The 18,280-nt window shown below is 65.6% G+C and carries 16 protein-coding genes; 9 read left to right on the forward strand and 7 right to left on the reverse strand.

The window, feature by feature from the left end:
- The first annotated feature begins 43 nt into the window (after positions 1-43).
- Positions 44-889, forward strand: a complete 846-nt coding sequence (locus tag G6N66_RS14020) for a hypothetical protein (RefSeq protein ID WP_085234563.1) — start codon at positions 44-46, stop codon at positions 887-889.
- 40 nt (positions 890-929) lie between these two features.
- Positions 930-1,412: a nuclear transport factor 2 family protein gene (locus tag G6N66_RS14025; protein ID WP_085234564.1), complete on the forward strand. Its 483-nt coding sequence runs from the start codon at positions 930-932 to the stop codon at positions 1,410-1,412.
- Here G6N66_RS14025 and G6N66_RS14030 read toward each other — a convergent pair.
- Both G6N66_RS14030 and G6N66_RS14035 read right to left on the reverse strand, forming a co-directional pair.
- Complete coding sequence (locus G6N66_RS14030; RefSeq protein WP_085234565.1) at positions 1,409-2,146, reverse strand: DJ-1/PfpI family protein; 738 nt, start codon at positions 2,144-2,146, stop codon at positions 1,409-1,411. The two genes, G6N66_RS14025 and G6N66_RS14030, sit on opposite strands and share 4 nt — an antisense overlap.
- Before the next feature lie 18 nt (positions 2,147-2,164).
- Positions 2,165-3,115: a GlxA family transcriptional regulator gene (locus G6N66_RS14035; RefSeq protein ID WP_085234566.1), complete on the reverse strand. Its 951-nt coding sequence runs from the start codon at positions 3,113-3,115 to the stop codon at positions 2,165-2,167.
- A gap of 113 nt (positions 3,116-3,228) precedes the next feature.
- Here G6N66_RS14035 and tpx point away from each other — a divergent pair, with 113 nt between their 5' ends.
- Both tpx and G6N66_RS14045 read left to right on the forward strand, forming a co-directional pair.
- Positions 3,229-3,720 (forward strand): thiol peroxidase, encoded by a 492-nt coding sequence (gene tpx / locus G6N66_RS14040; RefSeq protein WP_085234567.1) that lies wholly within the window; start codon positions 3,229-3,231, stop codon positions 3,718-3,720.
- Between the two features lie 320 nt (positions 3,721-4,040).
- Positions 4,041-5,189: an IS30 family transposase gene (locus tag G6N66_RS14045; RefSeq protein ID WP_085236268.1), complete on the forward strand. Its 1,149-nt coding sequence runs from the start codon at positions 4,041-4,043 to the stop codon at positions 5,187-5,189.
- Positions 5,190-5,229: 40 nt separating this feature from the next.
- Here the strand turns inward: G6N66_RS14045 and G6N66_RS14050 are convergent, their stop codons facing one another.
- The 4 genes from G6N66_RS14050 to G6N66_RS14065 are packed head-to-tail and all read right to left on the reverse strand — an operon-like array spanning position 5,230 to position 10,211.
- A complete protein-coding gene (locus G6N66_RS14050) occupies positions 5,230-6,852 on the reverse strand; it encodes an AMP-binding protein (RefSeq protein ID WP_085236669.1) in 1,623 nt (540 codons plus the stop codon).
- A 55-nt stretch (positions 6,853-6,907) separates the two neighbouring features.
- On the reverse strand, positions 6,908-8,014 hold the full coding sequence (locus G6N66_RS14055; RefSeq protein WP_085236650.1) for an acyl-CoA dehydrogenase family protein: 1,107 nt from the start codon (positions 8,012-8,014) through the stop codon (positions 6,908-6,910).
- Between the two features lies 1 nt (position 8,015).
- A complete protein-coding gene (locus G6N66_RS14060; RefSeq protein WP_085236648.1) occupies positions 8,016-9,245 on the reverse strand; it encodes an acyl-CoA dehydrogenase in 1,230 nt (409 codons plus the stop codon).
- Between the two features lie 15 nt (positions 9,246-9,260).
- A complete protein-coding gene (locus tag G6N66_RS14065; RefSeq protein ID WP_085236646.1) occupies positions 9,261-10,211 on the reverse strand; it encodes an enoyl-CoA hydratase in 951 nt (316 codons plus the stop codon).
- 236 nt (positions 10,212-10,447) lie between these two features.
- Here G6N66_RS14065 and G6N66_RS14070 point away from each other — a divergent pair, with 236 nt between their 5' ends.
- From G6N66_RS14070 to G6N66_RS14090, 5 genes are read left to right on the forward strand one after another with little or no spacing between them, the layout of a single operon-like run.
- Positions 10,448-11,557, forward strand: coding sequence for an LLM class flavin-dependent oxidoreductase (locus G6N66_RS14070; RefSeq protein WP_085236644.1), 1,110 nt, complete (start codon positions 10,448-10,450; stop codon positions 11,555-11,557).
- Positions 11,558-11,581: 24 nt separating this feature from the next.
- Entirely contained in the window at positions 11,582-14,086 is a 2,505-nt protein-coding gene (locus G6N66_RS14075; RefSeq protein WP_085236642.1) for an FAD-binding oxidoreductase, read from the forward strand.
- A 14-nt stretch (positions 14,087-14,100) separates the two neighbouring features.
- The gene (locus G6N66_RS14080; protein ID WP_085236640.1) at positions 14,101-15,174 is read left to right on the forward strand and encodes an alpha/beta fold hydrolase; all 1,074 of its coding nucleotides are present in this window, start codon (positions 14,101-14,103) and stop codon (positions 15,172-15,174) included.
- Positions 15,175-15,180: 6 nt separating this feature from the next.
- Positions 15,181-16,251 (forward strand): 3,4-dihydroxy-2-butanone-4-phosphate synthase, encoded by a 1,071-nt coding sequence (locus G6N66_RS14085; RefSeq protein ID WP_085236639.1) that lies wholly within the window; start codon positions 15,181-15,183, stop codon positions 16,249-16,251.
- Between the two features lie 4 nt (positions 16,252-16,255).
- Positions 16,256-17,026: an SDR family oxidoreductase gene (locus tag G6N66_RS14090; protein ID WP_085236637.1), complete on the forward strand. Its 771-nt coding sequence runs from the start codon at positions 16,256-16,258 to the stop codon at positions 17,024-17,026.
- A 12-nt stretch (positions 17,027-17,038) separates the two neighbouring features.
- On the opposite strand, the gene G6N66_RS14095 is transcribed toward G6N66_RS14090, so the two are convergent.
- A complete protein-coding gene (locus tag G6N66_RS14095; RefSeq protein WP_085236635.1) occupies positions 17,039-18,235 on the reverse strand; it encodes a TetR/AcrR family transcriptional regulator in 1,197 nt (398 codons plus the stop codon).
- Between the last annotated feature and the right edge of the window lie 45 nt (positions 18,236-18,280).

Raw genomic sequence — 18,280 nt, forward strand, 5'->3', positions numbered from 1 at the left:
AGTTAGCCCGCGCACGCCGCGAACTCGGTGTTAGCGTGCCCCAATGAACCATTACCTGGCAGTCGGTTCGTCGAGTTCGCCCGGGGGCACCAATTGGTTCTCCACCGTGCTCTTCGTCCTTTTGATCGCGGGTACTCCGATTCTCGGCCCGCTGATCGTGCGCCAGATGAGAAAAATCCGCGGTCCCGTGGTGGCGGGGACCGCACAGGTGTTGTCGCTCAAGCAATTCGGCTCGGTGGCGGTCAACGGTCCGGCGCGCCTCGTGTGCCGGTTCCGGCTGCGGGTCCAGGTTCCTGGCCGAGAGCCCTACGAGGTCGCACATTGGCAGAATTTCCCGCCGTGGGAGTTGGGCGGGGTGGCCCCGGGCAGGACGGTGTCGGTGGAGGTCGACGAGACCAACCCGAAACGGCTGCGGATCGGGCGTTCGTCGAGGCAACGGCGGCCCACCGAGGGGTTTGCCGGACAGCCCGTGTCGACGCACACCGTCATCAACATGCCGCCGAAGGTCGTCATCAATCAGTCGTCGGCGAACCTGGAAGACCTCGCGGACTTGTTCCAGCAGGGCGCCGGCGGCGGTCCGGTGCTATCCGCGGCCGAGCTGCTCGCCTCGGGGCAGCGCGTCCCCGGTGCGCTCAAGTCGTTCAGCGCGATGGGCACCACACCGCGCAGCCTGGGCAGGACCCCCAGCCGACCGGAATTCATCGACGCTCCGCACTACACGTTGGAGGTCGAGCTTCATTTCCCGAATTTGGCGCCAGTAACGGCCCGTGCTATCCAGCCGGTACCCCAGTCGCAGGTGGCCAACCTGGCCATCGGCCTGCCACTGGATTGCGTCGTCGACCCGGCCGACCCCTCGCGTCGATTCGTCGTGGACTGGCCGCAGCTTTAACCGGCCCATCAAACTCAGAACACGTTCTAGTCTGTCCGCTATGGGCAAATTTAGTCGGGCTGAAATCGAGCGAGCCGTCAACCATTACACGACCGTCGTCGAGGGGTGCAGTGCATCCGGCGACTGGTCGCCGTTCGCGGACCTGTTCACCGAGGACGTGGTCTATACCGAGCATCACTACGGCGTCTATCACGGGCGCGAAGAGGTGCGCGAATGGATCGTGGCCGTGATGGCCCCGTTTCCGCACATGCGCTTTCCCTCGGACTGGATTGCCTACGACGACGACAACGACGCCGTCGTCATCATGATCAAGAATCTGCTCGACCATCCGACCGATCCCAACGGCGAACCATTCTGGTTTCCCAACTGGACTCGGCTGGTCTACGCGGGCGACGGCTTGTTCTCCAGCGAGGAAGACATCTACAACCCCAACCGGGATGCGCCCGGCGTCGTCGCCGCCTGGATGCAGGCCGGAGGCACGTTCGCGTCCACCGATTTTCTGGAACCCAAGGCCTCGGCCTAGGCGGACCGTTTGCTTCGGGTTCTGCGCCGGGACCGCGCCGCCGCCAGCGCCTGATCCCACGCCAGCATCGTGGCGGCCTTGACGTTTGCCGGCTTGACGCTGTCTTTGGACAGCAGCGCCGTGGCCGCGGCCTTCGTGGTTGCGGGCGCCTTGGACATGTGACCGCAGTCGAACGGGGGCTGCGGGTCGTATTCGATCGCAAGCTGGATCGCTTTCGCACGACCTTCCCCGCCGATCTCCCCGGCCAGCCACAGCGCGAGGTCCAGCCCGGCGGACACGCCCGCACTCGTAACGATGTTGCCCTGGTGCACAATTCGCTCGTCGGCGACCGGGATGGCACCGAATGCCTTGAGGGCCGGAATCGTCATCCAGTGCGACGTCGCCCGCTGGCCTTTCAGCAGTCCAGCGGCCGCGAGGATCACCGAACCCGAACACACCGACGTCGTCCAGCTCGCGGTCGCATGTGCCCGGCGCAGCCAGTCGAGCAGCGCCTCGTCGCGGGCGTGCACCGGGGTCGCCGGGCCGCCGGGCACGAGAATCACGTCGGGCGAAGGGGTTTCGGCCAGCGAGTGCGTGGCGCCGATGATCAGCACGCCGGAGTCGGCGGTGACCGGTCCGGCTTCGTGCCAGACGAACCGCGCCTCGGCGTCGGGCAGGTTTCTCAGCACCTCGTACGGGCCGATCATGTCCAATGCGGTGAAGCCGGGGTAGGCCACGAAGGCGATCTGTGTCATCAATGTTCTCCTTAGTGTTCAGGCGAATGCTTTGCGGTATTGATCCGGCGAGATGCCGACTCGGCGAATGAAGTTGCGCCGCATGGTTTCCGCGGTGCCGAAGCCGCAGCGCGCGGCGATCGCGACGACGGTGTCGTCGGTTTCCTCCAGCTGCCGGCGCGCGGCTTCGGTACGGACGCGCTCGACGTATTGGCCGGGCGCCTCACCGACCTCGTCGGTGAACACCCGGGTGAAATGGCGGGGGCTCATCGCCGCCCGACGGGCCAGTTCGTCGATGCTGTGTGAGCCGCCCGGTTCGGTCTCGATGGCTTCCTGCACCTCGCGGACGGAGGTCCGTTTGGCCCGTGGCATCCACACCGGGGCGGCGAACTGGGTCTGGCCGCCGGGGCGGCGCAGGTACAGGACCAGCCAGCGCGCTACCGTCTGTGCGATCTCGGTGCCGTGGTCGTCCTCGACCAGCGCGAGCGCGAGGTCGATTCCGGCCGTAACACCGGCCGCCGTCCAGACCGTCTCGGAGCTACGCACGAAGATCGGATCCGGATCGACGTCGACGTCGGGGAACTCCCGGGCCAATCGTTTGGCGAAGGCCCAGTGCGTGGTCGCCCGGCAGCCGTCTAGCAGGCCGGCCTCGGCCGCCAGGAAGGCGCCCGTGCAGACGGTGACGACGCGGCGCGCGGTGCGGGACACGCCGCCGATCCAGTCGACGAGTTCGGCGTTGGCTCGCGCGTCGTCCACGCCGCCACCACCGGGTAGCACGACGGTGTCGATCGGGTCGCCGGGCTCGGGCAACGGCTCAGAGGCAAATGCCAGCCCGGTCGGGGTGGTGACGGTCTGGCCGCCGGGCGACGCCATTACGACGTCATAATCGCCGTCAGTCAGCAGCGATGCGCCGCTGAACACCTCGTGCGGCCCCACCACGTCGAGCGCTTGGATGCCGGGGAAGCCGACGATCACCACCTTGCGAGTCATGAACTCAGTGTTGGCCAGGCAGGCACGTGGCGTCTACGCCGTGCACCCCACAAATCAGGACATGACGAACCTGGCCGAAACCGGCCACCCGGGCCTTGGCAGACTGTGTCCCTATGGCACAGATAACCCTGCGCGGAAACGCGATCAACACTGTCGGCGAACTGCCGGCCGTCGGATCCCCGGCCCCGAGCTTCACCCTGACCGGCGCCGACCTGAGCCCGGTCAGCAGCGACCAGTTCAGCGGAAAGCCCGTGCTGTTGAACATCTTTCCGTCGGTAGACACCCCGGTGTGCGCGACCAGCGTGCGTACCTTCAATCAGCGCGCGGGCCAAAGCGGCGCGTCGGTGGTGTGTGTGTCCAAAGACCTGCCGTTCGCTCAGGCACGATTCTGTGGCGCGGAGGGCATCGAAAACGTCTCCACCGGGTCGGCGTTCCGCGACAGCTTCGGCGAGGACTACGGCGTCACCATCGCCGATGGCCCGATGGCCGGCCTGCTGGCCCGCGCGGTCGTGGTGATCGGCGCCGACGGCAAGGTCGCGTACACCGAGCTGGTGCCCGAGATCGCGCAGGAGCCGAACTACGACGCGGCACTGGCCGCGCTCTAGCTCCGCTCCTATCCGCGAGTGTGCGTGGTTGTACGGTGACACGCCGGTCAGACTCAAGTGGTCGCTGCAACACCTGATGAGTTCGGAGGTGTTGCTCGATGGGGTTTCGGGTGCAGGGTTCGCGTGTCGTGGCGGAGTCGGTGCGGGAGCGGTTCTGGGAGGCGGTGAATTCGGGGCTATCGCCAACGGCGGCCGCGACGGTGGCCGGGGTGCACGGCGGTACGGGTCGGTCCTGGGCCAGGGCGGCGGGTTATCAAACCAATCCCAAGCACTACGGCCTGCGTTATTCGCAGGCCGCTCGGGAGCGGTTTTGGGAGGCGATGCGTGCGGGGGCCACGGTGGCGGAGGCCGCGGTGATCGCCGGCGTGTCAGATGCCGCCGCGCTGAGGTGGGTCCAACACGCTGGGTATGTGCCCAGAACCGCCGTGCCTGTTGATATCGAGCCCGATCCGTCACCGCCGAAGGGGCCGTTGTCATTTATCGAGCGCTGCCGATTGGAACAGCTGTTGGAGACAGCGCACTCACCGGGGCAGGCCGCCGGGTTGTTGGGGCGCCACAGGGACACGATTGACCGCGAAATCACCCGTGGGCAGACCGGGTCGGGTTATCGGGCACGGGTGGGTCAAGACATCGCTGAGGCCAACCGCAAGCGCCCCAAACCGCGCCACCTGCAGGCCAGGCCTGCATTGTTGGCTGAGGTGGTGGCACGCTTGGAAAAGCGGCATAGTCCCGAGCAAATCGCGGGCCGGCTGCGGGAGGACTTTCCCGACGATCCGGAGATGTGGGTGTCACACGAGACGATCTACCAAGCCATCTACGTTCAGCCCCGCGGAGAATTGGCCCGGCTGGTCAAGACCGCGCTGCGCACCGGCCGTACTCAGCGAAAAGCGCAGGGCCGCAAGGAAACAGGCCGCGGCAAGCTCAAAGAAATGATCAACATCAGTGAGCGTCCCGCCGAGGCGGAGGACCGCGCGATCCCAGGGCACTGGGAGGGCGATCTCATCCTGGGCTCTACCGCCTCGGGCTCAGCGATTGGCACCCTGGTGGAACGCACCACCGGTTTCGTGATGCTGCTGCACCTGCCCGGCGACCACACCGCGGCCACCCTGGCCGAGGCAATGTCGGCCAAGGTTCCCGAGATCCCCGAGGTCCTGCGCCGCTCGCTGACCTGGGACCAAGGCAGCGAGATGGCGCTGCACACCAAGATCACCGAAGCCACCGGCCTGCCGATCTACTTCTGCGACCCGCACAGTCCATGGCAGCGCGGCACCAACGAGAACACCAACGGACTATTGCGCCAGTATTTCCCCAAAGGCACCGACCTGTCGTTCTACGGCCCCGGCTGGCTCGACCAGGTCGCCGCCGAACTCAACGCCCGACCCAGAAAACGCCACAACTGGCGCACCCCCGCCGAAGAACTCCACCGACTACTCTCAAACCCGTCCACATTCGTTGCAGCCACCGCTTGAATGCAAGCCGTCGCAGGCGTACAACCGCGCACGCTCGACCTCACAACCCGAGCAACCGAATCGTCTCTGTTCTCATGTCTGCTTTCCGGACCTTCCCGTTCGGGGTCAGCGGGAACTCGTCGACCATGTGGACGTAGCGGGGGATCTTGTAGTGCGCTAGCTTTCCGGCGCAGAAATCCCGCACGGCGTCGGCGTCCAGGGGTGCGCGGGCGGCCCGCATCCTGATCCAGGCGCACAGCTCTTCGCCGTACCTGTCGTCGGGCACGCCGATGACCTGTACGTCGGCGATGTCGGGGTGGGTGTGCAGGAAATCCTCGATCTCTCGCGGGTACACGTTTTCGCCGCCCCGGATGACCATGTCCTTGATGCGCCCCATGATCGCGCAATAGCCGTCGTCGTGCATGACCGCCAGATCGCCGGTGTGCATCCAGCCGTCACCGTCGATGACCTCGCGGGTCCTCTCGTCGTCCCCCCAGTAGCCCAGCATCACCGAATAGCCCCGGGTGCACAGTTCGCCGAGTTGACCGCGCTGCACGATCTCGCCGGTGTCCGCGTCGACGACCTTGATCTCCACGTGCGGATGCACTCGTCCCACCGTCGTGGTGCGTCGGGACAAATCGTCCTCGATCAACGTCTGGCACGACACCGGGGACGTCTCGGTCATGCCGTAGGCGATCGCCACCTCCGACATATTCAGTTCGTCGACGCAGCGCTTCATGAGCTCCACCGGGCAGGGAGCGCCCGCCATGATTCCGGTCCGCAGCGACGACACATCGCGATCGGCTAGGTCGGGACAGCCGAGCATCGCAACGAACATGGTGGGCACGCCGTACACGGCGGTGCAGCGCTCCTTTTCGATCGCATCCAGCGTGGCGGCGGCATCAAAACCCGGTGCCGGAATCACCATGGTGGCACCGTGGGAAGTACAGCCGAGATTGCCCATCACCATCCCGAAGCAATGATAGAAAGGCACCGGCAAACAAAGCCGCTCGCCGGGGGCGAGCCCGATGAGTTCGGTGACGAAGAAGCCGTTGTTCAAAATGTTGCGATGCGACAACGTGGCCGCTTTGGGCGAACCCGTTGTGCCCGAGGTGTATTGGATGTTGATCGGATCGGACGGCCGCAGTGTGGCCATGCGTGATCGCAACTGCGCGCCGGACGCTTCCTCGGCGCGCTCGCGCAGCCGCTCCCACCCGGCGGTTCCCAAGAACACCACCTCGTCCAGTTGCCCAGCCAACTCGGGAACCTCGTCGAGTACCTGGCCGACCATCCGAACGTAGTCGGACGTCTTGTAGGCCGCCGCCGATACCAACAGTCGTGTCCCCGAATGCCTTAGCACGTAGGACAACTCGTAAGTGCGATAGGCGGGGTTGATCGCGACGAGGATCGCGCCGACCTTCGCGGTCGCGTACTGCAGAATGGTCCACTCCGGGCAGTTGGGCGACCAGATGCCGACTCGATCGCCGCGCTGAATGCCGCTGGCCAGCAAGGCACGTGCCAGGCGGTCGATCTCATCGTTCAGTTGGGCGTAGGTCCAGCGGGCGCCGCCCAATTCGACCAACGCCTCGATATCCGGGTGCTTCGAAGCGGTGCGCTCGAAGTTCGCCCCGATCGTCTCGTCCAAAAGGGGAGTGTCGACCGGACCCGCATCGTAGGAGTGCATCCCGTGATTGTCCCCCTGAACCGTCTCGAGGCGGGCCGCGGTGCCCATCGCTGACTTACAGGCCCGCCCGGTGAGCCAGCAGTGCCCGGTGCTGGGCGCTGCTGCCGAAGAGCGCTTCGGTGGTCTTGGCCCGGCGGAAGTACAAGTGCAAGTCGTGTTCCCACGTGAAGGCGATGCCGCCGTGGACCTGTATGGCGGAGCCGGCGCACAGGGTGAAGGTGTCCGCGGCCTGCGCCTTCACCAACGGCCCGGCGATCGCCAGTTCGGCCGCGTCGGCGGCGCTCATCGCGGCATACATCACCGCTGCCCGGGTCGCATCGATCTCAATCATCATCTCGGCACAGGCATGCTTGACCGCCTGGAAGGAACCGATCGCCCGGCCGAATTGCCTTCGGCTCCGGGCATATTCGACCGCGAGCTGCAGACACGCCTCGGCGCCGCCGAGCATCTCGGCCGCCAGCAACACCCGCGCCACGTCCAGCACCCTTTCGAACTTCTCGGTTGACCCGGCAATCAGGGCGTCGGCTGGGGCCTCGGTCAGCTGTAGCTTGGCCACCGGACGAGTGATGTCGAACGAGGGCAGTCGGACAACGTTCACGCCTGGCGCGTCGGCCGCTACCACGTGCGGTATCACGGTGTTCCCGGACACCGCCGGGACGACGAACAGGTCCGCGACATGACCGTGCAAGATCGCCGTGCACTCGCCGGTTAACGCGCTACGATCGCCGCGCCGGTCGGCCCGAACTGCTGCCGCCGACGAATCGGCGTCACCGAAGCCGCTGGCCGCGAGGGCTCCGATCTGTTCGCCCGAGAGCAAGCCGCCCAGCCACCTCTTGCACTGCTCTTCGTCGCCTGTGCGCAGGATTGCTTCGATGGCAAACGTCGTCGCCGCGAAGGGAACTGGGGTGAGCGCCCGTCCGAGTTCGCAGAACACGATCGCGGTCTCAACGAGCGTCGCACCCGCCCCGCCGTACTCCGGCGGGGCGTGCAGCGCGGGCAACTCCAGCTCGGAACACAGCCGTTGCCACAGTCGCCTATCGTGGCCGGCATCTTCACCAAGGGTGGCCACCTCGCGCATCCGCGCCGGTGGGGCCTGGTCGCGAAGAAGGCCGCGCAGCGAGGCGCGAAAGTCGTCCTGCTCGGCGCTGTAGCGGAAATCCACGTCACCGCACCGCTTCTGGACGTGGCTCCTTGGGAAGCCCAAGCAATTGCTCTCCGATCACGTTGCGCTGGATCTGCGAGCTGCCGGCGTAGATCGTCGCCGCTCGCGCGTAGAGCAGTTCGTCCATCCAGCAGGCGGGGGAGTTCGGCGTGCCCGCCTCGGGCACCAGCCGCGCCTCCCCGTTGCCTGGACCCACCGCACCGAGCGCGTCGAGGCCCAGGATTTCCACCGCAAGCTCGGTGTGGCGCCGGAAGTATTCGCTCCAAACGACCTTGGTGATCGCGGCCTCCGCGCCCGGCGCCTCTCCGTTCAGCAGCGAGGTGAGGCCACGGTAACCCCGGTAGCGCATGATCTGGACTCGGGAGTAGCACCACGCCAAGCCATCTCGGATGCGCGCGTCGGTGTGCACGCCGCGCTTGCGGGCGAGTTCAAACAGCCGCTCCAGGTCGCGGCCGAACTCGATGGCGGCCGTGACAACCTGCGACCCGCGTTCGAAGCCGAGCAGGGTCATCGCGGTCGTCCACCCGTTGCCGACTCCGCCGACGACGTTGGCGATCCCGGTGCGGGCATCGGTCAGGAAAACCTCGCTGAACGAAGAGTGCCCCGCCGCGTTGACGATGGGGCGAACCTCGATGCCCGGCTGATCCATGGGCACCAGGAGAAACGACAAGCCCTTGTGCTTGGGCGCGTCGGGGTCCGTGCGCGCCAACACGAAGATCCAATTCGCCGTATGTCCGGCCGAGGTCCAGATTTTCTGGCCGTTGATCACCCACTCGCCGCCGTCGGACACGGCCCTGGTCCGCACGGCCGCCAGATCCGAACCGGCCTCGGGCTCGGAGAATCCTTGGCACCAACGATCTACGCCGCTGAGTATGCGGGGCAGAAAATGCTCCTTTTGCGCCTCGGATCCCAGAGCGATCAGTGTGTTGCCCAGCAGATCGATTCCCAGCAGGTCGTTCTCGGCTCGCTCGGGCGCACCGGCGCGGGCAAACTCCTCGGCGAGCACCACCTGTTCCACCGGGGACAGACCACCACCGCCGTACTCGGCCGGCCAGGACACGGCCACCAGCCCGCTGGCAGCCAGTGACCGCCGCCATCGCCGCGCGAATGCATCGCGCTCGTCGGGCGGGAGTGCCCCGAGGCCCGACCAGTCGGCGGGCAGGTGCTCGGTCAAGAACGCGCGGATCCGGTCGCGGAAGGCTTCCGCTTCGCGCGGGTACGTCACGTCCACTTTGCGCGCACCTTGTCAGGGTCGCCGCTTGATCGCGCGCGGGATCTCCGGTGCGGCACGCCAGTCGTCCAACCCGTACTCAACGGTCCCGTAGGACAGCTCTCCGCCGGTGATCTCGGCCCAGTGCGCGTGATTGAGTTGATGGATCTTGAAGCAACCGTCGAGTGCCGTGGAAAACCCCATGGCGTCGACGGTTTGGTTCACCGACTCCTTGATGAGAAGCGCCGGCATCGTCGGCATTTTGGCGATGCGCCTAGCGAATTCTATTGTGCACTGCGATAATTCAGCGCTGGGAAATACCTTGCTCACCATCCCGAGGGAATGGGCTTCATCCGCTCCGATGGAGTCGCCCGTGAGGAGAAGCTCCTTTGACTTTCGCGGCCCGAATTCCCACGGATGACCGAAGTACTCCACCCCGCACATGCCCAGCCGGGTGCCGACAACGTCGGCGAACACGGTGTCGTCGCTGGCGACGATCAGGTCGCAGCACCAGGCCAGCATCAAGCCGGCCGACAGCACCATGCCATGCACTTGGGCGACGGTGATTTTGCGCAGGTTGCGCCATCTCCTCGTATTTTCGAAGTAGTAGTGCCATTCCTGCCGATTGCGTGACTCCACCCCGCCGAATGTTCCGCCGTTGCACAGATAGGTAGGGTGCCGGTCCGGGCCGGGTGAACGCTCTCGGACATCGTCGGCGGAACCGAGGTCGTGCCCCGCGGAGAAGGATGGGCCGGCGCCCCGCAGGATCACCACCCGGACCGTGTCATCGGCCTCGGCGAGTTCGAACGCCGCGCCCAACTCAACCAGCATCCCGCGGGTCTGTGCGTTGCGCTGTTTCGGGCGGTCAAGGGTGATGACGGCGATGCGGCCGTCGTCGATCGTTTCGTACCGGATGTAGTCGAAATGCCACCCCGGACCCTCCCCATCCGACCGGCGATCGACCGGATTGACCCCGGTGACGCTCATGGCGGCTCCTCACTGCGCGCTGGAACGGGTGACGTGAGCGAGGTTACGCGGTGATCCCGCAACATGTCCATAGCCGCTACGCCATGATTTCACGATGATCCGTCTAAAGGCGCATGTGAATTGGATCTTGCATGCAGTAAAGTATTTTGCTAGTACTGTGGTATACCTACAGGGACCTACAAGGACCTACAAGGGACGCCGTCGCAGCCGCGCCCGACAGCCAAGAAGGGTTGAACATGGAGATCGGAATTTTCCTCATGCCGGCCCATCCACCGGAGCGCAGCCTCTACGACGCCACCCAGTGGGACCTCGACATCATCGAGCTGGCTGACCGGCTTGGCTATGTGGAAGCCTGGGTCGGCGAACACTTCACGGTGCCGTGGGAGCCGATCTGCGCGCCCGATCTGCTGTTGGCGCAAGCGCTGCTACGCACCAAGAACATCAAGCTGGCGCCCGGCGCGCACCTGCTGCCGTATCACCATCCGGTCGAACTTGCCCACCGCGTAGCGTATTTCGACCACTTGGCCCAGGGCCGCTTCATGCTCGGTGTCGGCGCCAGCGGCATCCCGGGCGACTGGGCGCTCTACGACGTGGACGGAAAGAACGGCGAGCATCGCGAGATGACCCGTGAGGCGCTAGAAATCATGTTGCGCATCTGGACCGAGGACGAGCCGTGGGAGCATCGCGGGAAGTACTGGAACGCCAACGGAATTGCGCCGATGTTTGAGGGCCTGATGAAGCGTCACATCAAGCCGTTTCAGAAGCCTCACCCGCCGATCGGAGTCACGGGGTTCAGCGCCGGGTCCGAGACACTCAAGCTGGCGGGCGAGCGGGGTTACCTGCCGATGAGCCTGGACCTCAACACCGAGTACGTCGCCACGCACTGGGACGCGGTGCTGGAGGGCGCCGAGCGCAGTGGCCGCACGCCGGATCGCCGCGATTGGCGGCTGGTGCGTGAGGTGTTGGTGGCAGAAACCGATGAACAGGCGTTCCGCTATGCCGTCGACGGCACGATGGGGCGCGCGATGCGCGAGTATGTGCTGCCGACGTTCCGGATGTTCGGCATGACCAAGTTCTACAAGCACAACCCATCGGTGCCCGACGACGACGTGACCCCGGAATACCTGGCCGAGAACACCTTCGTGATCGGGTCGGTGGATACGGTCGTGGACAAGCTCGAGGCGACTTACGACCAGGTCGGCGGATTCGGCCACCTGCTGATTCTGGGCTTCGACTACATCGATAACCCGGGCCCCTGGAAGGATTCGATGCGGCTGTTGGCCGAGGAGGTCATGCCCAGGCTCAACGCCCGCATCGCCAAGAAACCCGTTGCCGCGATCGTCTGACGACTTGTGCGAAGGGGCACCGAGATGGCAGTCCACCAGGTCACCGTTGGATATTCCGACGGCACGCACAAGGCGATGCCGGTGCGGCCTGACCAGTCGATCCTGGAGGCCGCCGAGGAGCACGGTATCGCCATCGTCAACGAGTGCCAAAGCGGGATCTGTGGCACATGCGTGGCCACGTGCACCGTTGGCCAGTACGAGATGGGACGCACTGAGGGGCTGTCCGATGTGGAGCGCGAGGCGCGAAAGATCCTGACCTGCCAGACATTCGCCGCGTCTGACTGCCGGATCGAATTGCAATATCCGGTCGACGACAACGCCGCGCTGCTGGTCACCGGCGACGCCGTGGTGACTCGCGTCGACTTAATATCACCAAGCACCGCGATCCTGCGGCTGGATGTCTCGGGTATCGCGGCCTCCCTGGATTACAAGGCCGGCCAGTTCGCTCAGTTGCAGGTCCCAGGCACCAGCGCGTGGCGCAACTACTCCTACGCCCATCCCGCCGACGGCCACGGCGAATTGGAGTTCATCATTCGGCTGCTGCCGAGCGGCGTCATGTCCGACTACCTGCGTGACCGTGCGAAACCCGGTGACCGTATCGCCGTGCGGTGCAGCAAGGGCAACTTCTATCTGCGCCCGATCGTGCGCCCGGTGATCCTCGTCGCGGGCGGTACCGGATTGTCGGCGATCCTGGCGATGGCCCAGAGCCTGAAACGTGATATCGCGCAGCCGGTTTATCTGCTCTACGGGGTGACCTCGGCCGAAGACCTGTGCAAGCTCGCCGAGCTCGACGAGCTGAGCAGGCGCATCCCCGGGCTGGAGGTACAGGTCATAGTCGCCCGCCCGGACGCGACATGGGGTGGACGGACCGGGCTCGTCACCGACCTGTTGGAGCAGCGAATGCTGGCGGGCGGTGACGCCGACGTCTATCTGTGCGGACCGGCCTCGATGGTGGAGGCCACCCGAACCTGGTTGGAAACCAACGGCTTTCACGGTATCGGCCTCTACTACGAAAAGTTTGTACCCAGCGGAGCGGCGCTCCGGCGCAATCCGGCCCGTCTCGACCACGCGCGTCTCGACATCGCTGAGGTGCGCCGTCAGGGCCGCGGCACAGCGGTGGTCATCGGGGGCAGCATCGCCGGCATCGCCGCGGCCAAGGTGTGCACCGAGACCTTCGAACAAGTCATCGTTCTGGAAAAGGACGACACACACCGTCGCCGCGAGGGCAGGCCGGGCGCCGCCCAGGGCTGGCACCTCCATCACCTGCTCACGGCGGGACAGATCGAGCTGGAGCGGTTCTTCCCCGGCATTGTCGACGACATGGTGGCCGAAGGCGCGTTCAAGGTGGACATGGCCGCCCAGTACCGAATTCGCTTGGGTGGCAGCTGGAAGAAGCCGGGAACAAGTGACATCGAGATCGTCTGTGCCGGACGCCCGCTGCTGGAATGGTGCGTGCGCCGCCGACTGGACGACGAGCCGCGGATCGACTTCCGGTACGAGTCGGAGGTCACCGACTTGGTGTACGACCGCGACACCAACACCGTCATTGGCGTCGCCGTCGCTGGGGACGGCGAGCCGGAGGTGATTCCCGCCGAGTTCGTCGTCGACGCGTCTGGCAAGAACACCCACGTGCCGCAGTTTTTGGAGCGCATCGGCATTGGGGCTCCCGAAGTCGAGCAGGACATCATCAACTGCTTCTATTCCACAATGCAGCACCGGGTTCCGCCGGAGCGGCGGTGGCAGGACAAGGTGATGGTGATCTGCTATGCCTACCGGCCCTTCGAGGACACCTACGCCGCCCAGTACTACACCGACAGCTCGCGCACCATCCTGTCGACCTCACTGGTGGCGTACAACTGCTATTCGCCGCCGCGCACCGCGCAGGAATTCCGTGACTTTGCCGATCTCATGCCGTCGTCGGTCGTCGGAGAGAACATCGACGGTCTGGAATCGGCCTCGCCGATCTACAACTTCCGGTATCCGAACATGCTGCGCCTGCGCTACGAAAAGAAGCGGAATCTGCCCCGCGCGCTGCTGGCCGTGGGCGATGCGTACACCAGCGCCGATCCGGTTTCGGGGTTGGGTATGAGCCTGGCGCTCAAGGAAGTTCGTGAGATGCAGGTGCTGCTGGGTAAATACGGTGCGGGACACCGCGACCTGCCGCGCCGGTACTACCGGTCTGTCGCCAAGATGGCCGACACGGCCTGGTTCGTGATCCGCGAGCAGAACCTGCGTTTCGACTGGATGAAGGATGTGGAAAAGAAGCGGCCGTTCTATTTCGGCGTGCTGACCTGGTACATGGACCGCCTGCTGGAGCTGGTGCACGACGATCTCGACGCCTACCGCGAATTCCTGGCCGTCGTCCACCTGGTCAAACCACCGCTGGCGCTGATGAAACCCGGGATCGCTGCCCGCGTCCTCGGCAAGTGGGCCCGCACCAGATTGTCGGGTGAGAAGACATTGATCGCTCGCAACTACGAAAACCGTTCGGTACCAGAAGAGCCCGTCGATCAGCTGGTGGGCGCTTGACAGGGAAGGCGAACATGTCGCAAGTTCATCGGTTCCTCGACTGCCGGGGTACGCGGATCCATGCCGTCGAGGACGGCGAAGGACCATTGGTCGTCTTGCTGCATGGGTTTCCGGAATCCTGGTACTCCTGGCGTCATCAGATTCCCGCGCTGGCCGCTGCGGGATACCACGTGGTGGCCATCGACCAACGCGGGTATGGGCGCTCATCCAAGTACCGCGTCCAAACGGCCTACCGCATCAAAGAATTGGTCGGCGACGTGCTCGGAGTGCTCGACGCCTACGGTGTGGACAAGGCGTTCATCATCGGTCATGACTGGGGCGCGCCGGTCGCCTGGACGTTCGCCTGGCTGCATCCGGACCGCTGCGCCGGGGTGGTGGGGATCAGCGTTCCGTTCGCCGGCCGCGGCGTAATCGGCTTGCCGGGCAGTCCTTTCGGTGAGCACCGGCCCAGCGACTACCACCTGGAACTCGCCGGAGAGGGCCGGGTCTGGTATCAGGACTACTTCTCCGCCCAGGACGGCATCATCGCCGAGATCGAAGAAGACGTGCGCGGGTGGCTGGTCGGCTTGACATACACGGTCTCCGGGGAGGGGATGATCGCGGCAACGAAGGCGGCCGTCGACGCGGGCGTCGATTTGGCAGCCATGGACCCGGTCGACGTGATCCGCGCGGGCCCGCTCTGCATGGCCGAAGGAGCACGGCTCAAGGACGCCTTCCTCTATCCCGAAACGATGCCGGCCTGGTTCACCGACGCCGACGCGGACTTCTACACCGGCGAATTCGAGCGTTCCGGCTTCGGCGGCCCCCTGAGCTTCTACCACAACATCGACAACGATTGGCATGACCTGGCCGACCAGGAAGGCAAACCACTCGTCCCGCCGGCGATGTTCATCGGCGGCGAGTACGACGTCGGCACCACGTGGGGCGCCGAGGCCGTCGAACGCACGCACGAGGTCATGTCCGACTACCGAGGTACCCACATGATCGCCGACGTCGGACACTGGATCCAGCGAGAAGCGCCCGACGAGACCAACCGGCTGCTGCTCGATTTCCTAGGCGGGCTGGCCTCGGTGACCCGGCCCCGCTGAGCACGCGTGAAAACCACGGATGTGCGTGTGCAGCGCGCGATTACCGCGATGGCTACCGGTCAGGCCGTAGTCCTCACCGGCGATACCGAGAGCGACGGCCATCTCGTCTTCGCGGCCGAGGCGGCCACACCGCCCCTGCTCACCTTTGCGATCCGGCACACCTCGGGCTACGTCCGCGTCGCGTTGCCGGGTGCCGAGTGCACCCGGTTGAACCTTCCGCCCATGTGCCGCGAGGACACGTCGCACTGCGTATCGGTGGATTATCGCGGTGCGGGCACTGGGATTTCGGCGCGAGACCGCGCCCGGACGATCGCAGCGCTCGGGTCGGCCAGGTCGAACGCATCGGATTTCTCGCGGCCGGGTCACGTGCTCCCGGTGCAGGCCGACGCGGACGGGGTACTCGGGCGGCGCGCAGCCGCCGAGGCGGCCGTCGATCTGGCTGCTCTCGCCGGACGGCGGCGAGCCGCCGCGCTCTGCGAAATCGTCTCCCACCGAAACCCCACCAAGATGGCCCTTGGCGCCGAGTTGGTCGAATTCGCAGTCGAACACGGGTTGGCCGTCGTCTCGATCGCCGAGCTGGTGGCATACCGACAGCGCACCGAACCGCAGGTGCTCCGGCTGGCGGAGTCGATCCTGCCCACCTGGGCCGGCGACTCCCGCGTCATCGGCTTTCGTGACGTGCACGACGGCGGCGAACATCTGGCGGTGATCATCGGCCCGGCGGATGCCGGTATAGCCGTTCCGTTGCATGTCCACGTCGAGTGCCTGACGGGCGACGTGTTCGGCTCGAAAGCGTGCCGCTGCGGCGCGGAACTCAACACCGCACTTTCGAGGATGTCGGCCCAGGGGAGCGGCGTGGTCGTGTACCTGCGTCCGCCGGGACCACCGCGCGCCTGCGGCCTCTACGCACGCAGCGCAACCGCCGATCTTGTGTCGCAGACCGTGACATGGATCCTGCGTGATCTCGGGGTTTATGCCCTCAAACTTTCCGAGGACATGCCAGGATTTGGCCTTGTCCTATTCGGAGCGATTCGCGAGCACGGCATCGGAGCCCAAACCTGGGCGGTGGCGGGGTGACAACATGACGCATCCGGACCTGGCGGGCAAAGCCGCGATCGTGACCGGAGCGGGCGCCGGCATCGGCTTCGCGGTGGCCGAGCGCCTCGTCGCCGAGGGTTGCAGTGTGCTCTGCGCCGACATCGACGGTGCCGCGGCCGATGCGGCCGCCGTGAAAATCGGTTCGGGCGCAGTCGGCCACCGGGTTGATGTCAGCGACGAGCAACAGGTCATTGGCATGGTCGAGGCCTGCGTCGCCGCGTTCGGGGGCGTAGACAAGCTGGTCGCGAATGCCGGTGTCGTGCACCTGGCTTCGGTCATCGACACCACCGTCGAGGAGTTCGACCGAACCATCGCGATCAATATGCGCGGCGCATGGCTGTGCACCAAACATGCCGCGCCGAAGATGATCGAGCGGGGGGGAGGCGCCATCGTCAACATGTCATCGTTGGCGGGCCATATCGGCGTCAGCGGCACCGGGGCATATGGCATGTCCAAGGCCGGGATCAGCCACCTGAGCCGCATCACCGCCGCGGAGCTGCGCTCGTCCGGAATTCGGTCCAACGCCCTATTACCCGCTTTTGTCGACACCCCGATGCAGCAGACCGCAATCGAGATGTTCGACGAAGCGCTCGGTGACGGCGGCGCGCAGGCGATGATCGCTCGCTTGCAGGGCCGCATGGCAGCACCGGAGGAAATGGCCAGCATCGTCGCGTTCCTGCTGTCCGACGATTCGTCGATGATCACCGGAACCACTCAGATCGCCGACGGCGGAACTATCGCCGCGCTGTGGTGACGACCGACCGGATCAGCTCGTCAGGATGGACATCGCGATGTCGGTGATCTCGTCCTCGACTCCGGCGTAGCGCGTCAGATGCCATGTCCGAGCGACGTCTTCGATGAAGCTGATCGCCGCGGCGACGAGCAGGCGCGCCTGGGCGGCACTGCTGGACGGCACCAGCTTCTCGATGAGCCCAATCCACAGGGTCTCACGGTCGGATTGATTTCTCACGTAACCCTCGCGCACCTCGCTTGAGGCGTACGACAGTTCGGTCACGCACACGGCAACGAGGTCGGGGGCCTCCAGGCTGATCCTGACGTGACCTTCGACAAGTCCGCGAAGACGCTGCGCCGCAGGATGATTGGCACGCAATGCGCGGATACACTCGAGGCTCCGCCACTCATCGAGACGGCGGATCAGCGCATCGAGGATGGCTTGTTTGGAGGGGAACGAACGGTACAACCCCGGACCGGCGATCCCGGCGCCCTTCCCAATTTCGCTGGTGCTGACGGCCGGATAGCCCTGCGCCCGAAACAGTCTCGCGCCCGCGGCCAGTAGGGTTTCGTAGCGAGAGAACAGCACGCCTTCCTCGGCGCGCGAAGCAGCGGCTGCCGGAAGGGGCTTCAACTCGCTGGCGGGAGGCGTCCTCGCCGCGGCCATACAGGCTTGGTACAGACGGTCCTTCAGCTCGTCGGCCGGAAGCGTCAGATTGTGCCGTCCAAGGCTGGTGAGCGTGCTGGACACCGCCCACGCTCGCAACTCCGAGTGCTGCGGGCTCAGACCAGACACCTCCAGGTTGACGTTGTCGCGCATGCCGGCGACGATCGCGTTGATGCGGCGCCGGACCTCTGCACGGTCGTCGTCGTTGAGGTAACGGGCCTCGCGCTGCCACAACACCGTGAGGGCCCGAGATGCGACGGCCGCCGCGATCAGGTCCGGTAGCTCGGCGTTCAGCGGGCGAGGTGTCGGCTCCGCCTGGCCATCGGTGAGACGACGGGCGCTCTGGTACTGATCCTGGCCCGTTCGAATCGCCTCGGCGAGCAACGCCTGTTTGTTGTCGTAGTGGCGATACAACGCGCGCGCGGTGACCCCGGCCGCCTCGGCGATGTCCTCCAACTTGACCGAGTGGAAGCCGCGGTCGATGAACAGTCCGACAGCCTGCTCCAGAATCTGCTGCTTTCGGTCCTTTGGCCGGCGCCTAACGGGTTGGACGACTGTCTCCATCGACGCGAACCCCCTTCGTGCAAGCCGGAATCACAAATTCTGCCA

Origin of the sequence: Mycobacterium conspicuum (genome assembly GCF_010730195.1) — a bacterium.
Lineage (GTDB): Bacteria > Actinomycetota > Actinomycetes > Mycobacteriales > Mycobacteriaceae > Mycobacterium > Mycobacterium conspicuum.

Excerpts from the sequence above, each read along its gene's own strand:
- G6N66_RS14020 (WP_085234563.1), top strand. The coding sequence starts at position 44 with ATGAACCATTACCTGGCAGTCGGTTCGTCGAGTTCGCCCGGGGGCACC.
- G6N66_RS14025 (WP_085234564.1), top strand. The coding sequence starts at position 930 with ATGGGCAAATTTAGTCGGGCTGAAATCGAGCGAGCCGTCAACCATTAC.
- G6N66_RS14030 (WP_085234565.1), bottom strand. The coding sequence starts at position 2,146 with ATGACACAGATCGCCTTCGTGGCCTACCCCGGCTTCACCGCATTGGAC.
- G6N66_RS14035 (WP_085234566.1), bottom strand. The coding sequence starts at position 3,115 with ATGACTCGCAAGGTGGTGATCGTCGGCTTCCCCGGCATCCAAGCGCTC.
- tpx (WP_085234567.1), top strand. The coding sequence starts at position 3,229 with ATGGCACAGATAACCCTGCGCGGAAACGCGATCAACACTGTCGGCGAA.
- G6N66_RS14045 (WP_085236268.1), top strand. The coding sequence starts at position 4,041 with ATGCGTGCGGGGGCCACGGTGGCGGAGGCCGCGGTGATCGCCGGCGTG.
- G6N66_RS14050 (WP_085236669.1), bottom strand. The coding sequence starts at position 6,852 with ATGCACTCCTACGATGCGGGTCCGGTCGACACTCCCCTTTTGGACGAG.
- G6N66_RS14065 (WP_085236646.1), bottom strand. The coding sequence starts at position 10,211 with ATGAGCGTCACCGGGGTCAATCCGGTCGATCGCCGGTCGGATGGGGAG.
- G6N66_RS14070 (WP_085236644.1), top strand. The coding sequence starts at position 10,448 with ATGGAGATCGGAATTTTCCTCATGCCGGCCCATCCACCGGAGCGCAGC.
- G6N66_RS14075 (WP_085236642.1), top strand. The coding sequence starts at position 11,582 with ATGGCAGTCCACCAGGTCACCGTTGGATATTCCGACGGCACGCACAAG.
- G6N66_RS14080 (WP_085236640.1), top strand. The coding sequence starts at position 14,101 with ATGTCGCAAGTTCATCGGTTCCTCGACTGCCGGGGTACGCGGATCCAT.
- G6N66_RS14090 (WP_085236637.1), top strand. The coding sequence starts at position 16,256 with ATGACGCATCCGGACCTGGCGGGCAAAGCCGCGATCGTGACCGGAGCG.
- G6N66_RS14095 (WP_085236635.1), bottom strand. The coding sequence starts at position 18,235 with ATGGAGACAGTCGTCCAACCCGTTAGGCGCCGGCCAAAGGACCGAAAG.